Source organism: Collinsella sp. SGI.033 (genome assembly GCF_050315135.1).
In the GTDB taxonomy this organism is placed as follows: Bacteria; Actinomycetota; Coriobacteriia; order Coriobacteriales; family Coriobacteriaceae; genus Collinsella.
Map to the genome: position 1 here is coordinate 22,362 of NZ_JBNPOK010000013.1, position 18,358 is coordinate 40,719.

Consider the following 18,358-nt stretch of genomic DNA (forward strand, 5'->3'; position numbering starts at 1 on the left):
AGGGCCCGGAAGGCTTCGCCTTCCGGGCCCTTTTTCTGTGCGCCGATGCCTACCGCACGGCATGACACGCACCCATTTCTTTACCAAAAGCGCGAAATCCGCCCTCCGAGGCCCAAAAAATAAAGCCCCAAGCGCTAAAAGTGTTCGCCCGGTGGCAAACCCACACCTCACACAGGGCTGATAAATCGTTTTAGCAAGGTCTAAATCTACCACGTTTTCGGAAGTGCGGGGAAAAATTGCCTACCCCCGAGCACAAGCCCTTTTATTTCAACAAAACCCCTGATAAAGTTGGCTTAAATACCGCTTGTGGTTGACCTGTTTGTCTTTTTCCCCGCACTTCCGAAACCGATGGCTTTTCTAGCCCAAACTACGCTCAAACGATCGGATCGCTATGTCATTTCTTGCCTGCGGACCCACGGCTTTTCAGTACTATCGCATACCGCCCCAGATACTGGGACTCTATCCGGCAATCCTGCCGCCCGACCATGACCATCGCTTGGTGCATTACTCAAAACAACCAGTATTTAAAGACTTGCTCGGCACACCAGTCTGGAGATTCGTGGGCGAAAGAAAACAGCGCGCGAACGGAAAGCTATTTCATAGCCGTCTGCTAACCCAGGAACCGCCTCCTGGGTCGTTTAGGCAGACTGAGCATGGATTTGATGTCACGTCGCCCGAGTTTACGCTGCTCAACCTTGCTACGCAGGTCTCACGCAACCAGTTACTCATGGCTTGCTACGAGATGTGCGGCTCCTTTGCAGTGTTCACGCCTTGTAAACGGGCGCAGCAGCAGCTCGATGAAGCAATTTCGCTTAAGCTCATTCCGCCCGACTGTGGTTGGAAACGTGTTGTCGACACCAAGGGCAATGACACCAACTTGTGGAAGCGCACGCCGCTTCTTTCCGCAGCGGATATCGCCGCGTTCGCCAAGCAGGCCGCAGGCCTGCGCGGCGTTAAACAACTGCGCTGGGCGGCCGAGCACATGACGGGACAGACCGCCTCGCCCTTCGAAGTACAGACCTCCATGCTTGTCTCGCTCCCCCGCAACGAGGGCGGCATGGGCATCAATATCGCAAACAACGTGCGCATCCCACTCAGCGACGCCGCGCGCTCACTGTATGACAAAACCTGCTGCTACGCCGATATCCTCATAGAGAGCAGCACCGACAGCATGGGCGTCATTCTGGAATGCCAAGGCCGCTCCGCCCATGACAGCGAAGCCGCGAGCCTCTCCGATGCCGAGCGCACCACCGCCCTCACAAGCATGGGCTATGACGCTATCCAGATAACCTATGATCAAATCAAGGACACGAAGAGCTTTAACAGCATCGCCGAGCTAATTCATAAAAAGGCGGGGCTCCCTTACGTTCCAAAATCTAAGCTGGAACTCACTGCCGCAGAAACCCTTCGGCGGGAGCTGTTGGTCAATTGGGATGAACTGTTCACCGTTACGTCAGCCGGCTAGCAGCTAGTGACCAGAGGGACTGCGGGGACGTCAGAAGCGGCAACGCGGGCGGCAAAACCCGCCTCGGTTAGCTCGACGACCTCGGTAAACGTTGCGTCAAAGAACTCTTCGGTCAGCAGACGGTACGGCGGATGATCCGGATCGCCGGGGTTTTCGCGCACAATCTCGTGCATAACGCCAATGGTCTTGAGCGCATACTCTTGTGGAATCGAATACTGACCAAACTGGGCCGCCGCGGTATAGAGGCGATCGGTCGCACGCGGGATAGAAACGATGCCGAGCGTCTTGCCAAACCAGTCAAAGTCTCCCTGCTTCTTAATGCGGAACTCCTCGCACGGCTTGCCGCCGCGCGCCTCGAGATATTGGTTCACGCGCGTGTTCCACACGGTATCGGCCACCAGATGCGACCAAACGCCCAGCGTCAAATCGAGCAGCGACTGCGCCACGTCATCGGGCGCAAGCGAAAACTCGGCGGCGCCGGGGCCGTCAACCGGCTCGGCGTCTTTGTAGCGCTGCGGATAGTGCACCCGATTGAGCCTTTCACGCTCTTCGACAATCGAGGTCGCTGCAGCCGGCGCACCCGCCGGCGCACCTTTAAGCAACGGCGCCACATAGGTGTCCCAAAACTCATGCTCGCGTGGCTTAGGAATGGGCTCGGGCTTGGCAAAGTGCGTGATGCGATACGGGATGGGGTCGGCAATACCGGGAACCATGTAGCCCACAAAAATGTCCGGAACCACGCTGCCAAACAAAAAGGCATTGCGGTCGCGCACGTTATCGGCAAGCGCGCCGGCACGCGCCAGAAGTCGTTCCGTCTGAGCGATATGAATATTCCAACTTGGCATAGCCACCCCCGTAAAAATCCGGATAACTATACCATTCGAAGCAAGTCACGTGCGCGGCCGCAACCCCACTATGCGGCAACTATTCTGCTGCACCGTTTTCGGTTCCATATGATGGCACGGGAGCCTCGACCACGTGGTGATATCGATCGATATAAATCGCACGGGCCCCAAGACGTCGTACTAAATCCTGATGATGCGTGCTCATCAAGACCGTCTTACCGGCAGCAACATAGGCCAGTAGAAAGTTGACCACGATGTCGCAAGAGTCCTCGTCAAGTCCGTTGGTAGGCTCGTCGAGCACCAGAATATCGGGGTTCATCGACACGACGGCAGCCAGCGCCACACGCTTCTTTTGCCCGCCCGAAAGCTGATAGGGCGAAGCATCGACCAGATCGGCAACCTGAAACAGCTCCATGGCATCACGGACGCGGCGCCCAAGCTCGTCCGCCGAAAGCCCCATTTGAACCGGGCCAAACGCGACCTCCTCGCCGACCGTGGCGCAAAAGAGCTGTGCATCGGCGTTTTGGAACACGAAGCCCACGCGCTGATGGAACCGCTGGGCCGTCGCGGAATCCTTGAGATATGCCGTATCGACCACATGTCCATCAAACAGGTACGTACCCGCATCCGCAAGCTCAAGGCCGTTGATAAGCCGCATGATCGTCGTCTTGCCGCAGCCGTTGGGTCCAAGCAGCGCAACCAGCTCACCGCGATTAACCTGCAGCGACACGCTATCGACCACCGTATGGCCCGCATAGGAAAACACCACGTCGCGAAACTCGATGAGCGGCGTGGCCTTGGCGCCGGCAGCACCGCTCGCACCCATCGCACCATTTGTATCGTTTGCCAAAACGTCGCCCTTCCCTGTTCACATCGACGGCTTGACCGCCCGCGCTACAGCACCGCGCACAACACGGCGAGCAGCACCACAACGGCCGCATAGACCGCGTCGCGCCAGCCAAAGCCGTTCCGTGTAGGCGCCGGATATGCGCCGGCAAAACCGCGGCAAAGCATAGCCTCGTCCATCGCGCGGCTGCATTCCATCGCCTTGATAAAGGTCATGCCCATGATACCCGCGATCGAATCGGTACGCGAAAATCCTGCAGGCGCACGGCCCACACTGCGAAGCATGACCGATTCGCACAGGTCGTGCGCCGTGCGACCCAGCACCTCGATGTGTTTGAGCGCCATATCAAACGTAAAGATAACCTCGTCGGGCAGGTGCAGCATCTTAAGCGCGGCCGACATGCGACTCCAGGTAAGCGTCCACGAAACACCCAGCACCAGCGTCACGTTAATGAATGTCTTGAGCGCAATCTTGAGCATGGCGCCCGTGGCAGAAGCACCCAGCAGCAGGGCCGGCAGCGCCAAAACCACGGCAAACCCCGCGGCAGCCAACGCCGGCACAAAGATCGCGCGCAGCCCGCGTACGGGGCGCACCGCAACGAGCACCAATGCGATCGCTGTCATCAGCATCAAGTACAGCGGGCTCTGCGTCAGGCATACGCACAGGACGCAGACGAACATCCCCACCAAACGCACTGGCGCCGAAACGGCAGAAAGGGCGCGGTCGATAATCGACCCGCCCTTATGCACGCCGCCACCTAGGCGAACCCGCTCAAGCAGGCTCGCCAGATGCAGGACATTCTTTTGCATCACACGATGCCGAGCCCCCGCGGGCTCATAACGCTGCTCGGCCGCAAGCCAGCTAGGCAGCTCGACCGTCGCCATGGGCTCCGCTTTCCTTGACCGTTAGCGAGACCAGACGGAATGCGATGGTGAGCACCGCCACGCCAATCACGCCCGAAAGAATATACATCGCGGCCTGGCCGGCAAAGCCAAGGCCCTGCTCCTCGGAATAGGCCTGCAGATAATCGCCCGTGGGCAGGGCATCGGCAAAGGTCGGGGTATCGAGACCGACCGAAGTCTGCAGACTGTCGTCACCAGCCTCCTGAACGGCGGTCGCGGCGCCCTCAGCGTCCCACTCGCCCCATGCGTCACCGGTGGCCAGCAAGCCGAGCGGCGTGGCCACGACAAGCACGGCGACCAGGATGAGCGTGGGGACCAGCGAGGTCTTCTTGGCAGCAGCGCCCTCGGCAGCAAGCTGGCCATCGGCGGCCTCGGGCCCGACGATAACGCTCGGCGCCGTCTTCTTAATGAAACCGTAGATCGCAGCCGTCGCCACGCCCTCGACCACGCCGGCAACCAGCATATGCGGGACCATCATGGCAGGGATTGCAATAGACAGCGGGAAGGGGCAGTACAGCGGAGCGCCCGAAGCGTTGGTAAAGAACATCGGCTGAATACCAAACTCGATCGCCGTGCACAGGGCCGCCAGGCACAGGCCGACCCAACCGCTTACGACGGCCGAAACCGAGGTGCCCCAGCTCTTGTCGTGCAAACGGCTGTTGAGCGCACGGAACACGATAGCGGCGGCAAACGGCAGCACGAAGGCCATGTTAAAGCAGTTGGCGCCAAAGGACAGGATGCCGCCGTCGCCAAACAGCAGCGCCTGCAGCGCCAGCGCGACCGAAACCGCGATGGCCGCGGCCTCCGGGCCCAGCAGCAGCGCGATGAGCGCGCCGCCGACGGCGTGACCCGTGGTACCGCCGGGCAGCGGCACATTGAACATCATGAGCAAAAAGGAGAACGCGGCGCAGATACCCAGAAACGCCATGTGCTCGCGATCGAGCGTGGCGCGCACCTTTTTGATGCAGTGAACCCAAACGGGCACCATCGCCACTGCCATGACGGCATCGGTCTGCGGGGACAGATAATTATCTGGAATGTGCATGTACGCCTCCCGGTTATCGGCGCACAGAATTACAACGCCGCTTAAATCACCTTGCCAGTGTTACGTATTGTCAGATTCGTAACACGCCACGGGCTATCATAGCAAAACGGCGCACTGCCGACAAAGCAGCACGCCGTTATGTAATGCGCGTGTCATATATGCAGGCTCAGCAGTGCCTTATACCGAGGATAGCAGTCACGTAAGGCTCGGCAGCAGCCACCGCTGACCCATACCCCAGTGCAGGGCCTAGCCGCGGACCTCGCCGTTTACGCCCTTGCACACCTTGGTGACGATCTTCTGGTGCGCTTTTTCGACCTCTTCGCTGGTAAGCGTGTGGTCGTCGGAGCGATACGTAAGCGCAAAGGCCATGGACTTCTTGCCCACGCCCACGCGGACCGGATCGCGGTAGACGTCGAACAGACGCACACCCTCGAGCAGCTTGCCGCCGGCGCTGGTAATGCGGCGCTCAAGGTCCTCGCAAGTCACGGAGTTGTCGACCACGATAGCAAGATCGTGCTCAACAGCCGGGTACTGCGAGAACTCGCGGTAGTTCTCCTGGTTGCGGGCGCCCTTGATCAGCTTGTCCAGGTCGAGCTCAAAGGCAACGACGACCTCGTCGATGCCCATAGCTTCGCGCGCCTCGGGGTGGATCTCGCCGACCCAGCCCAGCACGGTGCCGCCAGACAGAACCTCGGCGGCACGGCCCGGCTGCAAGAAGGCATAGCCCTCGCCCTCGACGGGACGGAAGCGAACCTTCTCGATGCGCAGCTGGGCGAGCAGCTCCTCGACAATGCCCTTGCCAAAGAAGAAACGCAGCTTGCGGTACTTCATGTTCCAAGACTGCTCGCTCCACTGGCCCGAGAGCACGCCCGCCACGGACTTAGTCTCCTTGGGCAGGCTGGCGTTCTCGCGGCCGTGGAACAGGCTGCCGACCTCGTACAGGTGCACGTTGGGCGTGCCATGGGCCTCGTTATAGGCCACAGACTGCAGCAGGCCCGGCAGCAGCGAGCGGCGCATCTCGGTCTGCTCGGCCACCAGCGGGTTCATAAGTACCACGGGGCAGCCGCGGCCCTCGGTGGACATGCCGATCTTCTCCAGGTCGCCCGGCGCGGCAAAGCCAAAGGTCGTGGTCTCGTTGAGGCCGCAGGCGCGCAGGATCTCGCCGACCTTGCGGGTAAGCTTCTGCTCGCGGGTCAGGCCACCGATGTGGTTCTTGGCAGCCGGGATGGTCGCCGTCACGCGGCCCATGCCCCACAGGCGCAGGACCTCCTCGATCAGGTCGATCTCGCGCGGCAGGTCGGGGCGGAAGCTCGGCGGGGTAACCATAAAGTCCTCGCCGTCGCGCTCGACGGTGCAGCCCAGGCGGGTGAGCGAGCGCTCGATAAAATCAGGCTCGATGTCGGCGCCGCAGATGGCGTGCACGCGGGCCAAACGCAGCTTAATGCTGTCGATGGTCTTGGGCGCGGGGAACACATCTACGTAGCCGGGAGCGACCTCGCCGCCGGCGATCTCCTCGATGAGCGCGCAGGCAACATTGGCCACATCCACGCAGCCGGTTTCATCGACCTGGCGCTCAAAGCGGATGGAAGCGTCGGAGATCAACGACAGGTCGCGGCTGGTGTGCGAGGTGCGGCCGGCGTCGAAGCAGGCGCTCTCGACCATCACGTCGACGGTGTCGTCCTCGATCTCGGAATCCATGCCGCCCATAACGCCGGCCAGCGCCACGGGGCGCTCGCCGTCGGTGATAAGGCCCATGCCGGCGTCGAGCGTGCGCTCCTCGCCGTCGAGGGTCGTGAACTTCTCATCCTGCTGGGCGGCGCGAACCACCACGCGGCGCCTGCCCTCGCGCTCGGCAAAGGTGTCCAGGTCAAAGGCGTGCAGCGGCTGACCGGTGAGCATCATCACATAGTTGGTGATGTCGACGATGTTGTTGTGCGGACGCACGCCCAGGGCGTTAAGGCGCTTGACCATCCAGTCGGGCGAGGGGCCGACCTTCACGTTGCGCACAATGCGGGCGACATAGCGGTCGCACAGGCCCTCGTCGGCGATCTCGACCGAAAGCTCGTCGTCGGTCGCGCGGCCGGTCTCCGCCTTGATGGCGGGCAGCTCAACGTGGAAATCGCGATCGAAAATGGCACCGGTTTCGCGGGCCATGCCAATCATGGACAGGCAGTCGGGGCGGTTGGGCGTGATCTCGCAGTCGAGCACGGTATCACTCGAGCCCACGTACTCGGCAAACGGCATGCCGCAGGGCGTATCCTCGGGCAGGATCATAATGCCGGAGTGGTCGCCGCCCAGGCCGAGCTCGCGCGCGGAGCAGTTCATGCCCATGGACACGACGCCGCGAAGCTTGCTCTTCTTGATCTTGACGTCGCCGGGCAGGACAGCGCCGATCATGGCCGTGACGATGTGGTCGCCGGCCTCAAAGTTCTGCGCGCCGCAGACGATCTGCAGCGGAGCGGGGTTGCCGTCGGCGTCGAGGTTCTTGTCACCCACGTCGACCGAGCACACATACATATGGTCGCTATCGGGGTGCGGGGTCTTGGTAAGCACCTTGGCAGTCACCACATGGTCGAAGGACTCGCCCACGGTGTCGATCGCCTCGACCTCGGTGCCGGTACGGATATATTCGTCCGAAAGGGTCTTGGGATCCTCCGGAATATCGATCATGGTCTTGAGCCAGTCGTAAGAAACACGCATCTAACTGGTCTCCTTTCATCTGTAACGTCTGCAATAAACAGACGGAAAACTCCAGCTACGGAGACGGGTTTCCGAGGTGCCGCAGATTGCCCCGAAAGAGGAGCGCCGCGTACTTGGGTACGCAAGCGACGGTTTGAGGGGCAAGGTGCGGCGGCTCGGGAAGCCGCCGGGACAGGTCAACTTAAAACTGATTCAGGAAACGCATATCGCCTGTCATGAGCGTTCTGAGGTCGGGCAGGTCGTAGCGCAGGGCAGCGACGCGCTCGGCGCCAATGCCAAAGGCGAAGCCGGTGTACTTCTCGGGGTCGATGCCGCAGTTGATCAGGACGTTGGGGTCGACCATGCCGCAGCCCAAGATCTCGATCCAGCCGCTGTGCTTGCAGAAGTTGCAGCCCTTGCCGCCGCAGACGTGGCAGCTCACGTCCACCTCGCAGGAAGGCTCGGTGAAGGGGAAGAAATGCGGGCGGTAACGCGTCTTGCGGTCCTCGCCAAACATGCACTTAACAAAGTAGTCGAGCGTGCCCTTAAGATCGCCAAAGGTGATGCCCTCGTCGACGACCAGGCCCTCGATCTGGTTGAACTGCGGCAGGTGACAGGCGTCGGCCGTGTCGGGACGGTAGACGGTGCCCGGGCAGATCATGTAGATGGGCGGCTTCTGCGACTCCATGGTGTGAATCTGCACGCCCGAGGTCTGGGTGCGCAGCAGCACGTCGGACTCGCCGTGGGCATGCGCCTCGGGGTGCGCGACGCTGCCGGGGTTGTTGTCGACCACATAGAAGGTGTCGCGGGCCGAGCGGCTCGGGTGATCCATGGGGGCGTTGAGCGCGGTGAAGTTGTAGTAGGAGGTGTCGACCATGGGACCGGACTCGACGGTGTAGCCGATACCGCTAAATATATCCTCGGCCTCCTCGATGATCTGCTTGATCAGGTGCTGGTGGCCGATCTGCGGACGAATGCCCGGCAGCGTGATGTCGACGGCCTCGTGCTCGAGTGCGTGCTTGAGGGCGGCGGCCTTCATCTCGGTGGTGCGCTCGTCGAGCATGCCCTCGATCAGCTGGCGCATCTCGTTGGCGCGCTTGCCCATCACGGGGCGATCCTCGGGGGCGAGCTTGCCCATCATGCGCATCAGGCCGGTAATACGACCCTTGCGGCCGAGCAGCTCAACGCGCGCAGCCTCGAGCTTGGCGGCGTCGTCGGCGCCTGCGACGAGCTCCTTGGCCTCTTCCTCGAGTTTGACCAGATCATCAATCAGACTCATGTCTTCCCTTTCGTCTCTCGCGTTCCCCGCTCGCCAGGACGACTGCCGCCGTCTGGCGTTGCAAAAACGCGGCCCGGTTCGGTAACAAAAAACCGTCCTCGGGCATGTGCATTGCCCAAGGACGGTTGAATTCCGCGGTACCACCTTGTTTGACCCGGCGGATGTCTGGCCCGCCGTGCCCACTCTGTGCCCCTTATCGCGAGGCTCACGGCTTCCCTACTGGGGCTTCGCCGCCACTGGCCGCGCGCCCGTTGAGGTTGCTGCTCGGGAGTGAACGCTTGGCCCTTGCCACCGCAGGAAGGCTTGCAGCCCATGACCTTCCCTCTCTTGCCGGCGACGCGGCGGGCAAAACCCTCTCCGTCAACGCATTGGGCTATAGGATAACACATTCTGCGAGCATATCGCCGCGTTCCGTTTTGTTCGCACTGGGTACAAGGCAGGTAGCTGTGCAAACTGGCCGCACGCCCACCCGTGGCGTCCGGTCTGCGAGATCAAGGATATAGGTATGGGAAAGAAACTCGATAAGAAGGCCAAGGCCGCCGTGGCCAAGGCCTCTAAGAACGCCAAGGCGGGCAAGGGCATCAAGAAGCTCCGCAAGCTCGAAGGCAAACTATGGACCCGCGAGTACCTGCTCAAGATTGCCGAGTTCGATGGCGCGACGATTGCCCCCGCCAACGGCGCTGCGGCCCGCGCCGATGCCATGGGCACCCTTGCCGGCGAACATCACAAGCTCCTGACCAGCAAAAAGTCCGTCGAGCTTGTAGGCTCGCTGGCACACGAGACCGTCGCCGGCGGCAAGATCGACGACCCGCAGCTGCTCGACGAGATCCGTGTGCTCGGCCGCGACCAGCGCGAGGCAAGCGTTATCCCTACTGAGGAGGCCGAGGCCTGGACCAGGCTCACCTGCGAGGCCGACGCCGTGTGGCACAAGGCCAAGACGGCCAACGACTGGGCGAGCTTTGAGCCCTACGTGGATAGAATCGTCGCCCAGCTCAAGCATCAGGCCGAGCTCATGGACCCCAAGCGCGACCCATACGATGTTTGGCTCGACCAGTACGAACGCGGCCTTTCCGCCAAGAGCTTCGATGCGTTTTGTGACGAGGTCAAGGCCACCGTCGTGCCGCTCGTGCACGCCATCGGCGAGCACGGACAGCAGCCTACTGCCGACTTTTTGCATGCCCGCGTGCCCGAGGCCGCCCAGCGCGCCATGAGCTTCGACCTGATGAAGCTCGTCGGCCTTAACCTGGACGACACCACGCTCGCCTTTACCGAGCACCCGTTTAGCGAGGGCTTCTCGGTGGGCGATGCGCGCATCGCCACGCACATCTACGAGGACGACTGCATCTCCAACGTCTATAGCATCATCCACGAGGCGGGGCACGCCATGTACGAGCTGGGCGTCAATCCCGCTTACGCGCGCACGTGTCTGGAGGGCGGCACCTCCATGGGCATTCACGAGAGCCAGAGCCGCTTTTTCGAGAACACCGTAGGCCGTAGTCGCGCTTTTATGGGCCCGCTGCTCGAAGTGCTGCGCCGTCACGCGCCCGAGGTCTACGGCAACGTGGACGAGGACACGCTCTACCACGCCGTGAACATCGCTCGGCCGTCGCTGATCCGTACCGAGGCCGACGAGCTCACCTACCCGCTGCATATTATGGTGCGCTACGAGATTGAGCGCATGCTGTTTGCCGGCGAGGCCACGGCCAAGGACATCCCCGCGCTTTGGAATCGCTTTATGGACGAGTACCTGGGCATTCCTGTTCCCGACGACACGCGCGGCTGCCTGCAGGATACGCACTGGAGCGGCGGCTCGTTTGGCTACTTCCCCACGTATGCGCTGGGCAGCGCCTACGATGCCATGTTTGTGCCGGCCATGTGCCGCGACGGTGTCGACCTTAACGGCGCCTGTGCGAGCGGCGACCTGACACCCGTCCGCGCTTGGCTGGGCGAGCACATTTGGCAGTGGGGCCGCGCCAAGGACGCGCCGGAGCTCATCAAGGGCGCGTGCGGTATGGCATTCGATGCCCGCTACTACTGCAGCTACCTGCAGGACAAGTTCACCACGCTGTACCAGCTGTAAGGATTGACCAGCACGCCATCGCCAACGCCAACCATGTTGACGTCGATGTCTTGGCAACGTCAGCGAAAACGGCCCCAAGCGAGCAAGGTGACGTGAAATGAAAGGGCGCTGACCTTCTGGTCGCGCCCTTGAAATTGAACGCCAGATTGCCGCTTGGGGCCGTTTGTAGCGTCGAGCGGTTACGCGGTTTGGTAAAACCGCGTAACTACAGAGCCTCCAGCGCGGCGGCGATGCGCTTCATGGCGGCGTCGGCGGCGTCTTGGTCGGGGGCCTCGGCCAAAACGCGAATCACCGACTCGGTTCCGCTCTTGCGCACCAGCACGCGGCCCTCGCCCGCCAGCGACGCCTCGGCCTCGGCAATGGCGGCCTGCACGCCCATGTTGCCCAGCGCAGCATCCTTGTCCGCCACGCGTACGGCAACCTGCGCCTGCGGCAGCAGCTTACACGGCACCGCGAGCTGCGAAAGCGTCTCGCGTTCGGCACGAATCACTTCCATCACACGCAGCGAGGTCATTATGCCGTCGCCCGTACGCTCGATATCGCCAAAGATCGTATGGCCCGTCTGCTCGCCACCCAGGCTGTAGCCGCCCTCGCGCATCTTGGCATACACGTGGCGGTCGCCCACGCCGCTGGTCACGGCACTCAGGCCGGCAAGCTCCAGCGACTTAATCAAGCCAAAGTTGCTGGCGATTGTCGGAACCACGGTACCGCCCGAGAGGCGCCCGTGCTTGTTAAGATACACGCCGCACACGTACAGAATCTGGTCGCCGTCGACCACGCGGCCGCGCTCGTCCACGGCCAGGCAGCGGTCGGCATCGCCGTCGTAGGCAAAGCCCACGTCCAAGCCTTGCTCCACCACATGGCGCTGCAGGCGCTCCATATGCGTAGAGCCGCAGTCGACGTTAATGTTAAAGCCGTCGGGTGCGGCGTTAATCACGCGCACATCGGCGCCGAGCGCATCGAACACCGGCTTGGCGACAGAGGACGCCGAGCCGTTGGCGCAGTCAATGCCAATCTTGACGCCCTGCAGCGAAAAGTTCGCGCTTGCAATGAGCGAGGCGATGTAGCGGTTGCGGCCCTGCATGTAGTCAACCGTGGCGCCAATGTGGTTGCCCGTGGCCAGCGGCACCTCGCTCTTGCCATCGATGTAGTCCTCGATGAGCTCCAGCACGTCCTCGTCCATCTTAAAGCCGTCGCTGTTGACCAGCTTAATGCCGTTATCGCAAAACGGATTGTGGCTCGCACTGATCATGATGCCGCAATCGAAGCAGCCCTCCACGGTCTGGTGCGCCACGCCCGGCGTAGGAATCACATGCAGCATATAGGCGTCTGCACCGCTCGCAACCAGACCGCTCACCAGCGCCGCCTCGAACATATAGCTCGAGCGACGCGTGTCCTTACCCACGATCACGCGCGCCTTGGCCCCGCGCCTGGCGCCGTAATACCAGCCCACAAAGCGGCCGATCTTGTACGCGTGCTCCACGGTCAGCCCAACGTTGGCCTCGCCGCGAAATCCGTCGGTGCCAAAGTACTTCATAAGAGGTCCTCTCTATAGACAAAGGCGCGCCGCCAAAGCAACGCGCCGCCAGCCCATTATCCTTTAATAGCAACCGCGGGGGCTACACCGTTAAAAACATCATTACGATAATCATGGCAAAGCCGATAAGGTCGGTCGGCAAAAATACCGTGCCCAGCATAACGGCGCTGGTAATGGTTGCCGAGACCGGCTCCACGGTCCCGATGAGGCTCGCGCGCACCGAGCCGATGTCCTTGACGCCCTGCATATAGAGCATGTACGCCAAAAACGAGCCCACGACCACAAACACCGCGAGCGCCTCGACGCCGGCGGCATCGAGCGCCGGCATATGGGCCCACGGCTGCACGAAAACGCACGAGACCACGCCTGCCGTGAGCATGGCTGAGCCCGTAACGATGGGGCTGCCGTATTCTGGCAGAATTTTGGCGGGAATCACCGCCATGCAGGTGGCGCTCACCGCGCACATAAGACCCGCCACCAGACCGAGCGGCGAGATGCTCAGGCTCGTGGGGTCGCCGCCGGTGGCGATCAAAAACGTGCCGCCAAGGGCCAGGCCAATACCGATAACCTCGCGCATGCGCGGTTTGCGGCGATCGGTGATGCAGGTATATCCCATGATGATGACCAGCTGCAGGCACTGAAGGACCGTCGCGGTTCCGGCATTGGTCAGGCGCACGGCCGAAAGATAGCAAAACTGGTTAAAGAGCAGGCCAAAAGCGGTAAAGAGCAGCAGCTGCTTGCGATCAGCGGGCGTCGTCCAAAGCTTGACCAGGCGTGCGCGGTCGCGCGTGACAACCACGACCATAAAGAGCAGGCCGGCGAGAATCTGTCGTATGCTCATAAGCCACAGCGTATCGACATGGTAGGTATCGAACAAAAAACTCGCGCTGGTGCCCGAGAAGCCCCAAAACGAGCCGCCCACGAGCGTAGCCAACATGCCCACGATCATCTTGCGCGTCTGGGCATCGTTGAGGCGGTCGCGCCATGCACGGCGGGTGCTGCGGCTGAGCTCATCGGTGCCCTCGGGCACATCAATGTTCGATATATCGGTCATCGGCACCGAAGCCCCTGCGCCTTCGACCTGCTCGACACGCTCTTTGCTCATCCCGCTCCCCCGAAACAGCCTGGAAACAATTCGGCTTACCTTACCACGGCGAAGGCACCAGCTGGGGGCTTGTCCGCTTATCGGTAGGACAATTCCGCGGACGTCTCTTCCATGGTTCGGCATCGCAACGGCTTTGCATTATGCGATAGCCAAATCACGGCAGCGAGCTCTTTTAAAATGGGCGCGACAAAGCCCTTTGATTCCACAACGTTAGCGATTTTAAAAAATATTCTTGCCACCGAGTTCAAGCTCCGTTATATTATCCCTTGCGCACTTGCGCACCCTTGATCGGGCGTTTAGCTCAGGGGGAGAGCGCTTCCCTGACACGGAAGAGGTCAGAAGTTCAAATCTTCTAACGCCCACCAAATGTTCGCAGCCCAGATGCTATGCCTCTGGGCTGTTTTGTTTTATGTGCTAAGCCAAAAGGGCGCCGTGGCACCCAAAACCGCTTCGGCAGCTCCAATAACCATCCCAATCGAGGCTGATACCGCCTCTACATAACCGGCAATCATCCCGGCAGACCCCAAGTTGCTTCGGTATCGCCGGCAATTACCCCTGCCACACCCAAAGTCGCCCAGACAACCCCGGCGACCGCCCCAATCAGCCCCAAAATTACCCAAACAGCCTTGGCGACCGCCCCGATCTGGCCTTCGCAAGCCTCGCGGCCACATCCGGACAGCCTTCCCATAACCAGGTCTAATACTTTTCCCGAGAAGTGAACGACCTTATTTGGACCCCTGAAGCATCCACACTTTTTACAGCCAAAACCGCAGGATTCCAATGATAAAACCGCAGGAAATAAGCCACCAAAAGTGTCGATGTTTCGGGGGTCCGTTTTGACTCGTTCACTTCTCGGGAAAAGTATTAGACCTGACAATGAGGCCCTTGGTCCCATGCCCAGCAACCGCCCCTACCAATGTTGACGCGCCTCGATTACGGCCTGCCAAAGCTTAAACCGCTTCGCTTCGACGCGCTTGAGGGCAAAGTATCGCTGCTCCTCGCTCATGGGCTTGTTAAAAATGGGTCGCTTGTTCCGGTGCAGCTTCCGTCGGATGCGTTCGCACAGCCGAATGAGCTTGTCGTAGTCATTTGCCTGCTCAGTCGTCACGGTGAAGTGTGCCACGCCGCTCAACAGCTCCAACTCGTTGCGGCGCTCGGCATCCTTGTAAATCTTCTCGCGTCCGTCATGAATGGCATCGCTGTCGTAATCGACCATCGCGGTCAGCACCTCTGGCAGCAGCCCGGCCTTTACTTTATCCATGCCCACCTCGACTTTAGCCGTAAGCGTTATGTCGGGTGTGCGCTCCAACACGCGAAGCTTGTGATCACGTCCGTCATTGTATCCATCGCGAATGAAGACCTTCTTGTTAAGTTCGGCCTTGCCCAATGCATACCCGCCGTAGCGCGCAGGCAGCGACATAAACATGCAGAGCCCCGACTCCCTCGGAGAGCGCGACCCCTCGATCACATATGCAAGCAGCGCCTTTGCCTTCGCGATACCCCTCACCTTGGGTGACTTCTCGATATACGCCGCGATGAGCTCCTTAGTCGTGAGCCTGCTATCGCGCATGCCCGCATCCCTGCCTGTTACCCCACCGGGAGCAAGGTTATCCAGCCGGTAATCCGATGTCATCGCATAGCCGGCATAGACGGCCGCTGCCACATCGCCATCGTGCACAGCCTGCAAAAACGCCAGCTCGGGAGAGCACACATACGCATCAAGGTCGCCCATCCAGTGGCCCAGCGAGATAAACGAACCCGCCGGGAGCTCGTTGGTGCACAGATGCGTCTTAACATGCTTGCTCTGCCGACGGCCGGCGCGCGACGGCACCAGCAAATCCAGCGTTTCGATCCCCAGGTCATAGCGATCGATAACCTCCTGCGCTTCTTGGTCCAAGAGCGCACAGGCACCTGCAATCGACACGACCTCTGGCTCCGAATCCCCAAAGCGAGGGTTCGGCATGTGCGCCAACAGCGCCAATGCGGCGTTATGTGAAACGATAAAGTACCTCATGGCGCGAAGATAGCACGCACGCCGGCGGCGGCTGGCGGTTCTGCTAAGTTTCCGGTAAACGACCGGCGGTTTTTTCGCCGAGGTGCGCCAAAGTGTTCATTCGCCGATGCCCAAACCGCAATCCGTCAAGCTTTTGGCAAGGTTGCCGCCCAACTGGCCAAAAGCCGACCATCTACTTGCCAGTTTATCCAAGGCGTAACCAACCAGTCCGCACCGCGGCTTCTCGGCAAAACGCCACAACGTCCACACCCTGCGGTATCCTTGAGCCACTTACACCTGCAGCACCAAGGAGCCACCATGCGCACCGAGCTCGATGTTCCCTTTTCACACAAAGAAGAAGCCAAAGCGTTGGGCGCCAAATGGGACCGGACCAAGAAGATCTGGTATGTACCCAGCGGCGTCAACCCCGAGCCCTTTGCCGAGTGGCTGCCCGGTGTTGACCGATCCGACCCCTCTGCGCCGTATATATATCTAGTACTGGGCAAGCGCGAATGCTGGAAATGTCACAAAGAGACCTCGGTCGCGGCCTTCGGCATTCCCTATCGAACCGATGACAGCGAGGGCATCGCCATTGCGCACGCACCCAACAAGGCCGGGCATATTGCCATCGACACAGCCAATGCCAACGCGCTCGCCATTGTTCCCGCTCTTGGCTGCGTCCCGGGCGAGATCCGCGACTATCTTTCTAAGCGCTGTGGCTACAAGCCCGTAGGCGCGCGAGCCTCCAAAGCCCCATCGCTCGGCAACACGTGCACCAGTTGCGACGCGCTGCAAGGCAGCCGCTATCTGTTCGAAGAACCCACGTCCCCGTTTGCCCTCACTGCCATCAACAAGCTGCCGGCACTGGAGTTTGTGCGCGTCGAAGTTGCCGGCGTCTTTGGCGTCCCGGCCACGCGTACCAATTTTGACCAGGCACTCTTTACCTGGGCACGCGACCATCACGCCGAGTTCCACAAGAAGCTCGGTGAGGGAATTTATTTGTAGAGACGGAGAGGCCTTCACAGCCAGCTCCTCCGCATCGCCTATCCCTCGTCGCAAACGTCATACACGATATCGAGGCCGCAAACAGGGCATTTCTCCGGATACACCGGCATATGAACGCCCGTCCGTTTTCTCACTTCGTCGCTGAGTCTGTCGCGCGCATCGATGAACCGAATATCGAGACACGATATTTGTGAGCCGCAATAAGGACAGGCGACGGCAAACGACCCGCAATCAACCTCTACGCCCGGAAACATATTGTTGTCGATAAGGGCACACGGCAGTTTTCCGTACTTCCCCATCGCAATATCGCCTCGCCAGCTCACACGCGCTCCTCTCTCGCTATCCAAATCAGGAAGAGCATGCACCGGCGGGCGTGCACGAGATTGCATCGCCACGCGATCCGATCAAACAACACGATCGTAAAAGACCGCCGAAGCCAAATACGCTAATACGGCAGAAGCCCCGCCTTTTCACGCTTCTTTTCCGAGCGATCAAACTCAATGCGATGGGCCTCGAGAAACACCGCATTGGGTCGCCACTGACGCTCATTCGGCTGCCTTAGCGTCGCACCTGCAAAGGAAGCGTAGTCGGTCTTATCCAGCAGGTACGATCCGCACAGTCGATATTCGCCGCAAACAGGCTCAAACGAAATCAGATGAGCATCGAATAGAGCATGAAAGTCGCGCCGAAGTAGAATGCCGTTGCTGGCAACCTGCGATTTGGGTCCCGAGTAATTCTCGATATGTGCAGCCTCCAGTGCCTCGTTAACCCCACAACCCGACACCGCGCAGCGACCATCATAGGCGGCAATGAGCTGCTTGCGGAACCATTGCTGCCCCAATCGCTCGCGTCTCAACGCATAGCGAGCTTTTTCGTCATCGGTCGCACTCTGTCCGGCAAACTCAATGTCGGCTGACATGTGCTTCAGATAGCTCATGTCGGACGCAAAACGAGGATCAGGCCCGCCTTTATGAACGGGACCATGCAGAACAAACCAGCCGTTTTCGGGCTCAAACCGTTCAACAAACGCAAGGCCGAGCACCTTATAGCCCACCTCGGTTGCAAATATGACTCCAACTGGAACGCCATATTCCATGCAGTTGAGCATTTTACGGTTGTAATTCTGGTCTCGAGAACCAACGACACCTGGCGTTTGAACCGAATACTTAATGACCCACGTACCGTCATCCAAATAGAGCGGAGGAACATCGGTGTAGAAGCTCTTTTTAGAGTTATGGACCGAAAGCGCAAAGATCTTATTGGGATCTTGCTTCACCCGATCCTGGCCCGGCCAGAAGATCCCTGAATCCCGCGTTACGGGAAAGAAGTCCGCGCCAATTCTCAAACGATACTGATACTGAGGGCTATCTTCCTTGGTGCGGTGCGGAAGGCTGGTCCAAACGCCGCCGCGCTGCTCCTCACCCAGAAACCACTCCCATGCCTCAACGTATTCGGAAGGCACGAGACTGCAGGCACGGTCATAGCTTGGTCCATCCATCAACGGAGCAGCAAGGTCAATGTCGTTCATCGCCAGCACCTACAACCATACGAACGCGAGTCATGCCCCTCAATAATA

Annotated in this window: 13 protein-coding genes and 1 tRNA gene; 4 read left to right on the forward strand and 10 right to left on the reverse strand. The window is 60.4% G+C overall.

The window, feature by feature from the left end:
• The first annotated feature begins 391 nt into the window (after positions 1-391).
• The gene (locus ACQRC0_RS05475) at positions 392-1,465 is read left to right on the forward strand and encodes a hypothetical protein (RefSeq protein ID WP_427728432.1); all 1,074 of its coding nucleotides are present in this window, start codon (positions 392-394) and stop codon (positions 1,463-1,465) included.
• Here the strand turns inward: ACQRC0_RS05475 and ACQRC0_RS05480 are convergent.
• From ACQRC0_RS05480 to pheS, 6 genes are all read right to left on the reverse strand, one after another.
• Positions 1,462-2,310, reverse strand: a complete 849-nt coding sequence (locus tag ACQRC0_RS05480) for a hypothetical protein (protein ID WP_427728434.1) — start codon at positions 2,308-2,310, stop codon at positions 1,462-1,464. The two genes, ACQRC0_RS05475 and ACQRC0_RS05480, sit on opposite strands and share 4 nt — an antisense overlap.
• Positions 2,311-2,389: 79 nt before the next feature.
• On the reverse strand, positions 2,390-3,160 hold the full coding sequence (locus ACQRC0_RS05485) for an energy-coupling factor ABC transporter ATP-binding protein (protein WP_427728435.1): 771 nt from the start codon (positions 3,158-3,160) through the stop codon (positions 2,390-2,392).
• A gap of 44 nt (positions 3,161-3,204) precedes the next feature.
• On the reverse strand, positions 3,205-4,041 hold the full coding sequence (locus ACQRC0_RS05490; RefSeq protein WP_427728437.1) for an energy-coupling factor transporter transmembrane component T: 837 nt from the start codon (positions 4,039-4,041) through the stop codon (positions 3,205-3,207).
• The gene (gene cbiM / locus ACQRC0_RS05495; RefSeq protein WP_427728439.1) at positions 4,019-5,104 is read right to left on the reverse strand and encodes a cobalt transporter CbiM; all 1,086 of its coding nucleotides are present in this window, start codon (positions 5,102-5,104) and stop codon (positions 4,019-4,021) included. The genes ACQRC0_RS05490 and cbiM overlap by 23 nt, the downstream gene beginning before the upstream one ends.
• A gap of 246 nt (positions 5,105-5,350) precedes the next feature.
• Entirely contained in the window at positions 5,351-7,804 is a 2,454-nt protein-coding gene (gene pheT, locus ACQRC0_RS05500) for a phenylalanine--tRNA ligase subunit beta (protein WP_427728441.1), read from the reverse strand.
• Positions 7,805-7,985: 181 nt separating this feature from the next.
• Entirely contained in the window at positions 7,986-9,062 is a 1,077-nt protein-coding gene (gene pheS / locus ACQRC0_RS05505) for a phenylalanine--tRNA ligase subunit alpha (RefSeq protein ID WP_154517607.1), read from the reverse strand.
• A gap of 505 nt (positions 9,063-9,567) precedes the next feature.
• Between pheS and ACQRC0_RS05510 the strand changes: the two genes are divergently transcribed.
• Positions 9,568-11,142, forward strand: a complete 1,575-nt coding sequence (locus ACQRC0_RS05510; protein WP_427728443.1) for a carboxypeptidase M32 — start codon at positions 9,568-9,570, stop codon at positions 11,140-11,142.
• Positions 11,143-11,347: 205 nt separating this feature from the next.
• Here the strand turns inward: ACQRC0_RS05510 and glmM are convergent, their stop codons facing one another.
• Positions 11,348-12,679 (reverse strand): phosphoglucosamine mutase, encoded by a 1,332-nt coding sequence (gene glmM / locus ACQRC0_RS05515; protein ID WP_154517601.1) that lies wholly within the window; start codon positions 12,677-12,679, stop codon positions 11,348-11,350.
• Positions 12,680-12,761: 82 nt separating this feature from the next.
• Positions 12,762-13,784, reverse strand: a complete 1,023-nt coding sequence (locus ACQRC0_RS05520; RefSeq protein WP_427728446.1) for a DMT family transporter — start codon at positions 13,782-13,784, stop codon at positions 12,762-12,764.
• 290 nt (positions 13,785-14,074) lie between these two features.
• Here ACQRC0_RS05520 and ACQRC0_RS05525 point away from each other — a divergent pair.
• Positions 14,075-14,149, forward strand: a tRNA-Val gene (locus ACQRC0_RS05525).
• A 545-nt stretch (positions 14,150-14,694) separates the two neighbouring features.
• Here the strand turns inward: ACQRC0_RS05525 and ACQRC0_RS05530 are convergent.
• The gene (locus tag ACQRC0_RS05530) at positions 14,695-15,708 is read right to left on the reverse strand and encodes a hypothetical protein (protein ID WP_154517598.1); all 1,014 of its coding nucleotides are present in this window, start codon (positions 15,706-15,708) and stop codon (positions 14,695-14,697) included.
• Between the two features lie 387 nt (positions 15,709-16,095).
• Between ACQRC0_RS05530 and ACQRC0_RS05535 the strand changes: the two genes are divergently transcribed.
• On the forward strand, positions 16,096-16,782 hold the full coding sequence (locus ACQRC0_RS05535; RefSeq protein ID WP_427728448.1) for a DUF5710 domain-containing protein: 687 nt from the start codon (positions 16,096-16,098) through the stop codon (positions 16,780-16,782).
• 445 nt (positions 16,783-17,227) lie between these two features.
• On the opposite strand, the gene ACQRC0_RS05540 is transcribed toward ACQRC0_RS05535, so the two are convergent.
• The gene (locus tag ACQRC0_RS05540; RefSeq protein WP_427728450.1) at positions 17,228-18,310 is read right to left on the reverse strand and encodes an HNH endonuclease; all 1,083 of its coding nucleotides are present in this window, start codon (positions 18,308-18,310) and stop codon (positions 17,228-17,230) included.
• Between the last annotated feature and the right edge of the window lie 48 nt (positions 18,311-18,358).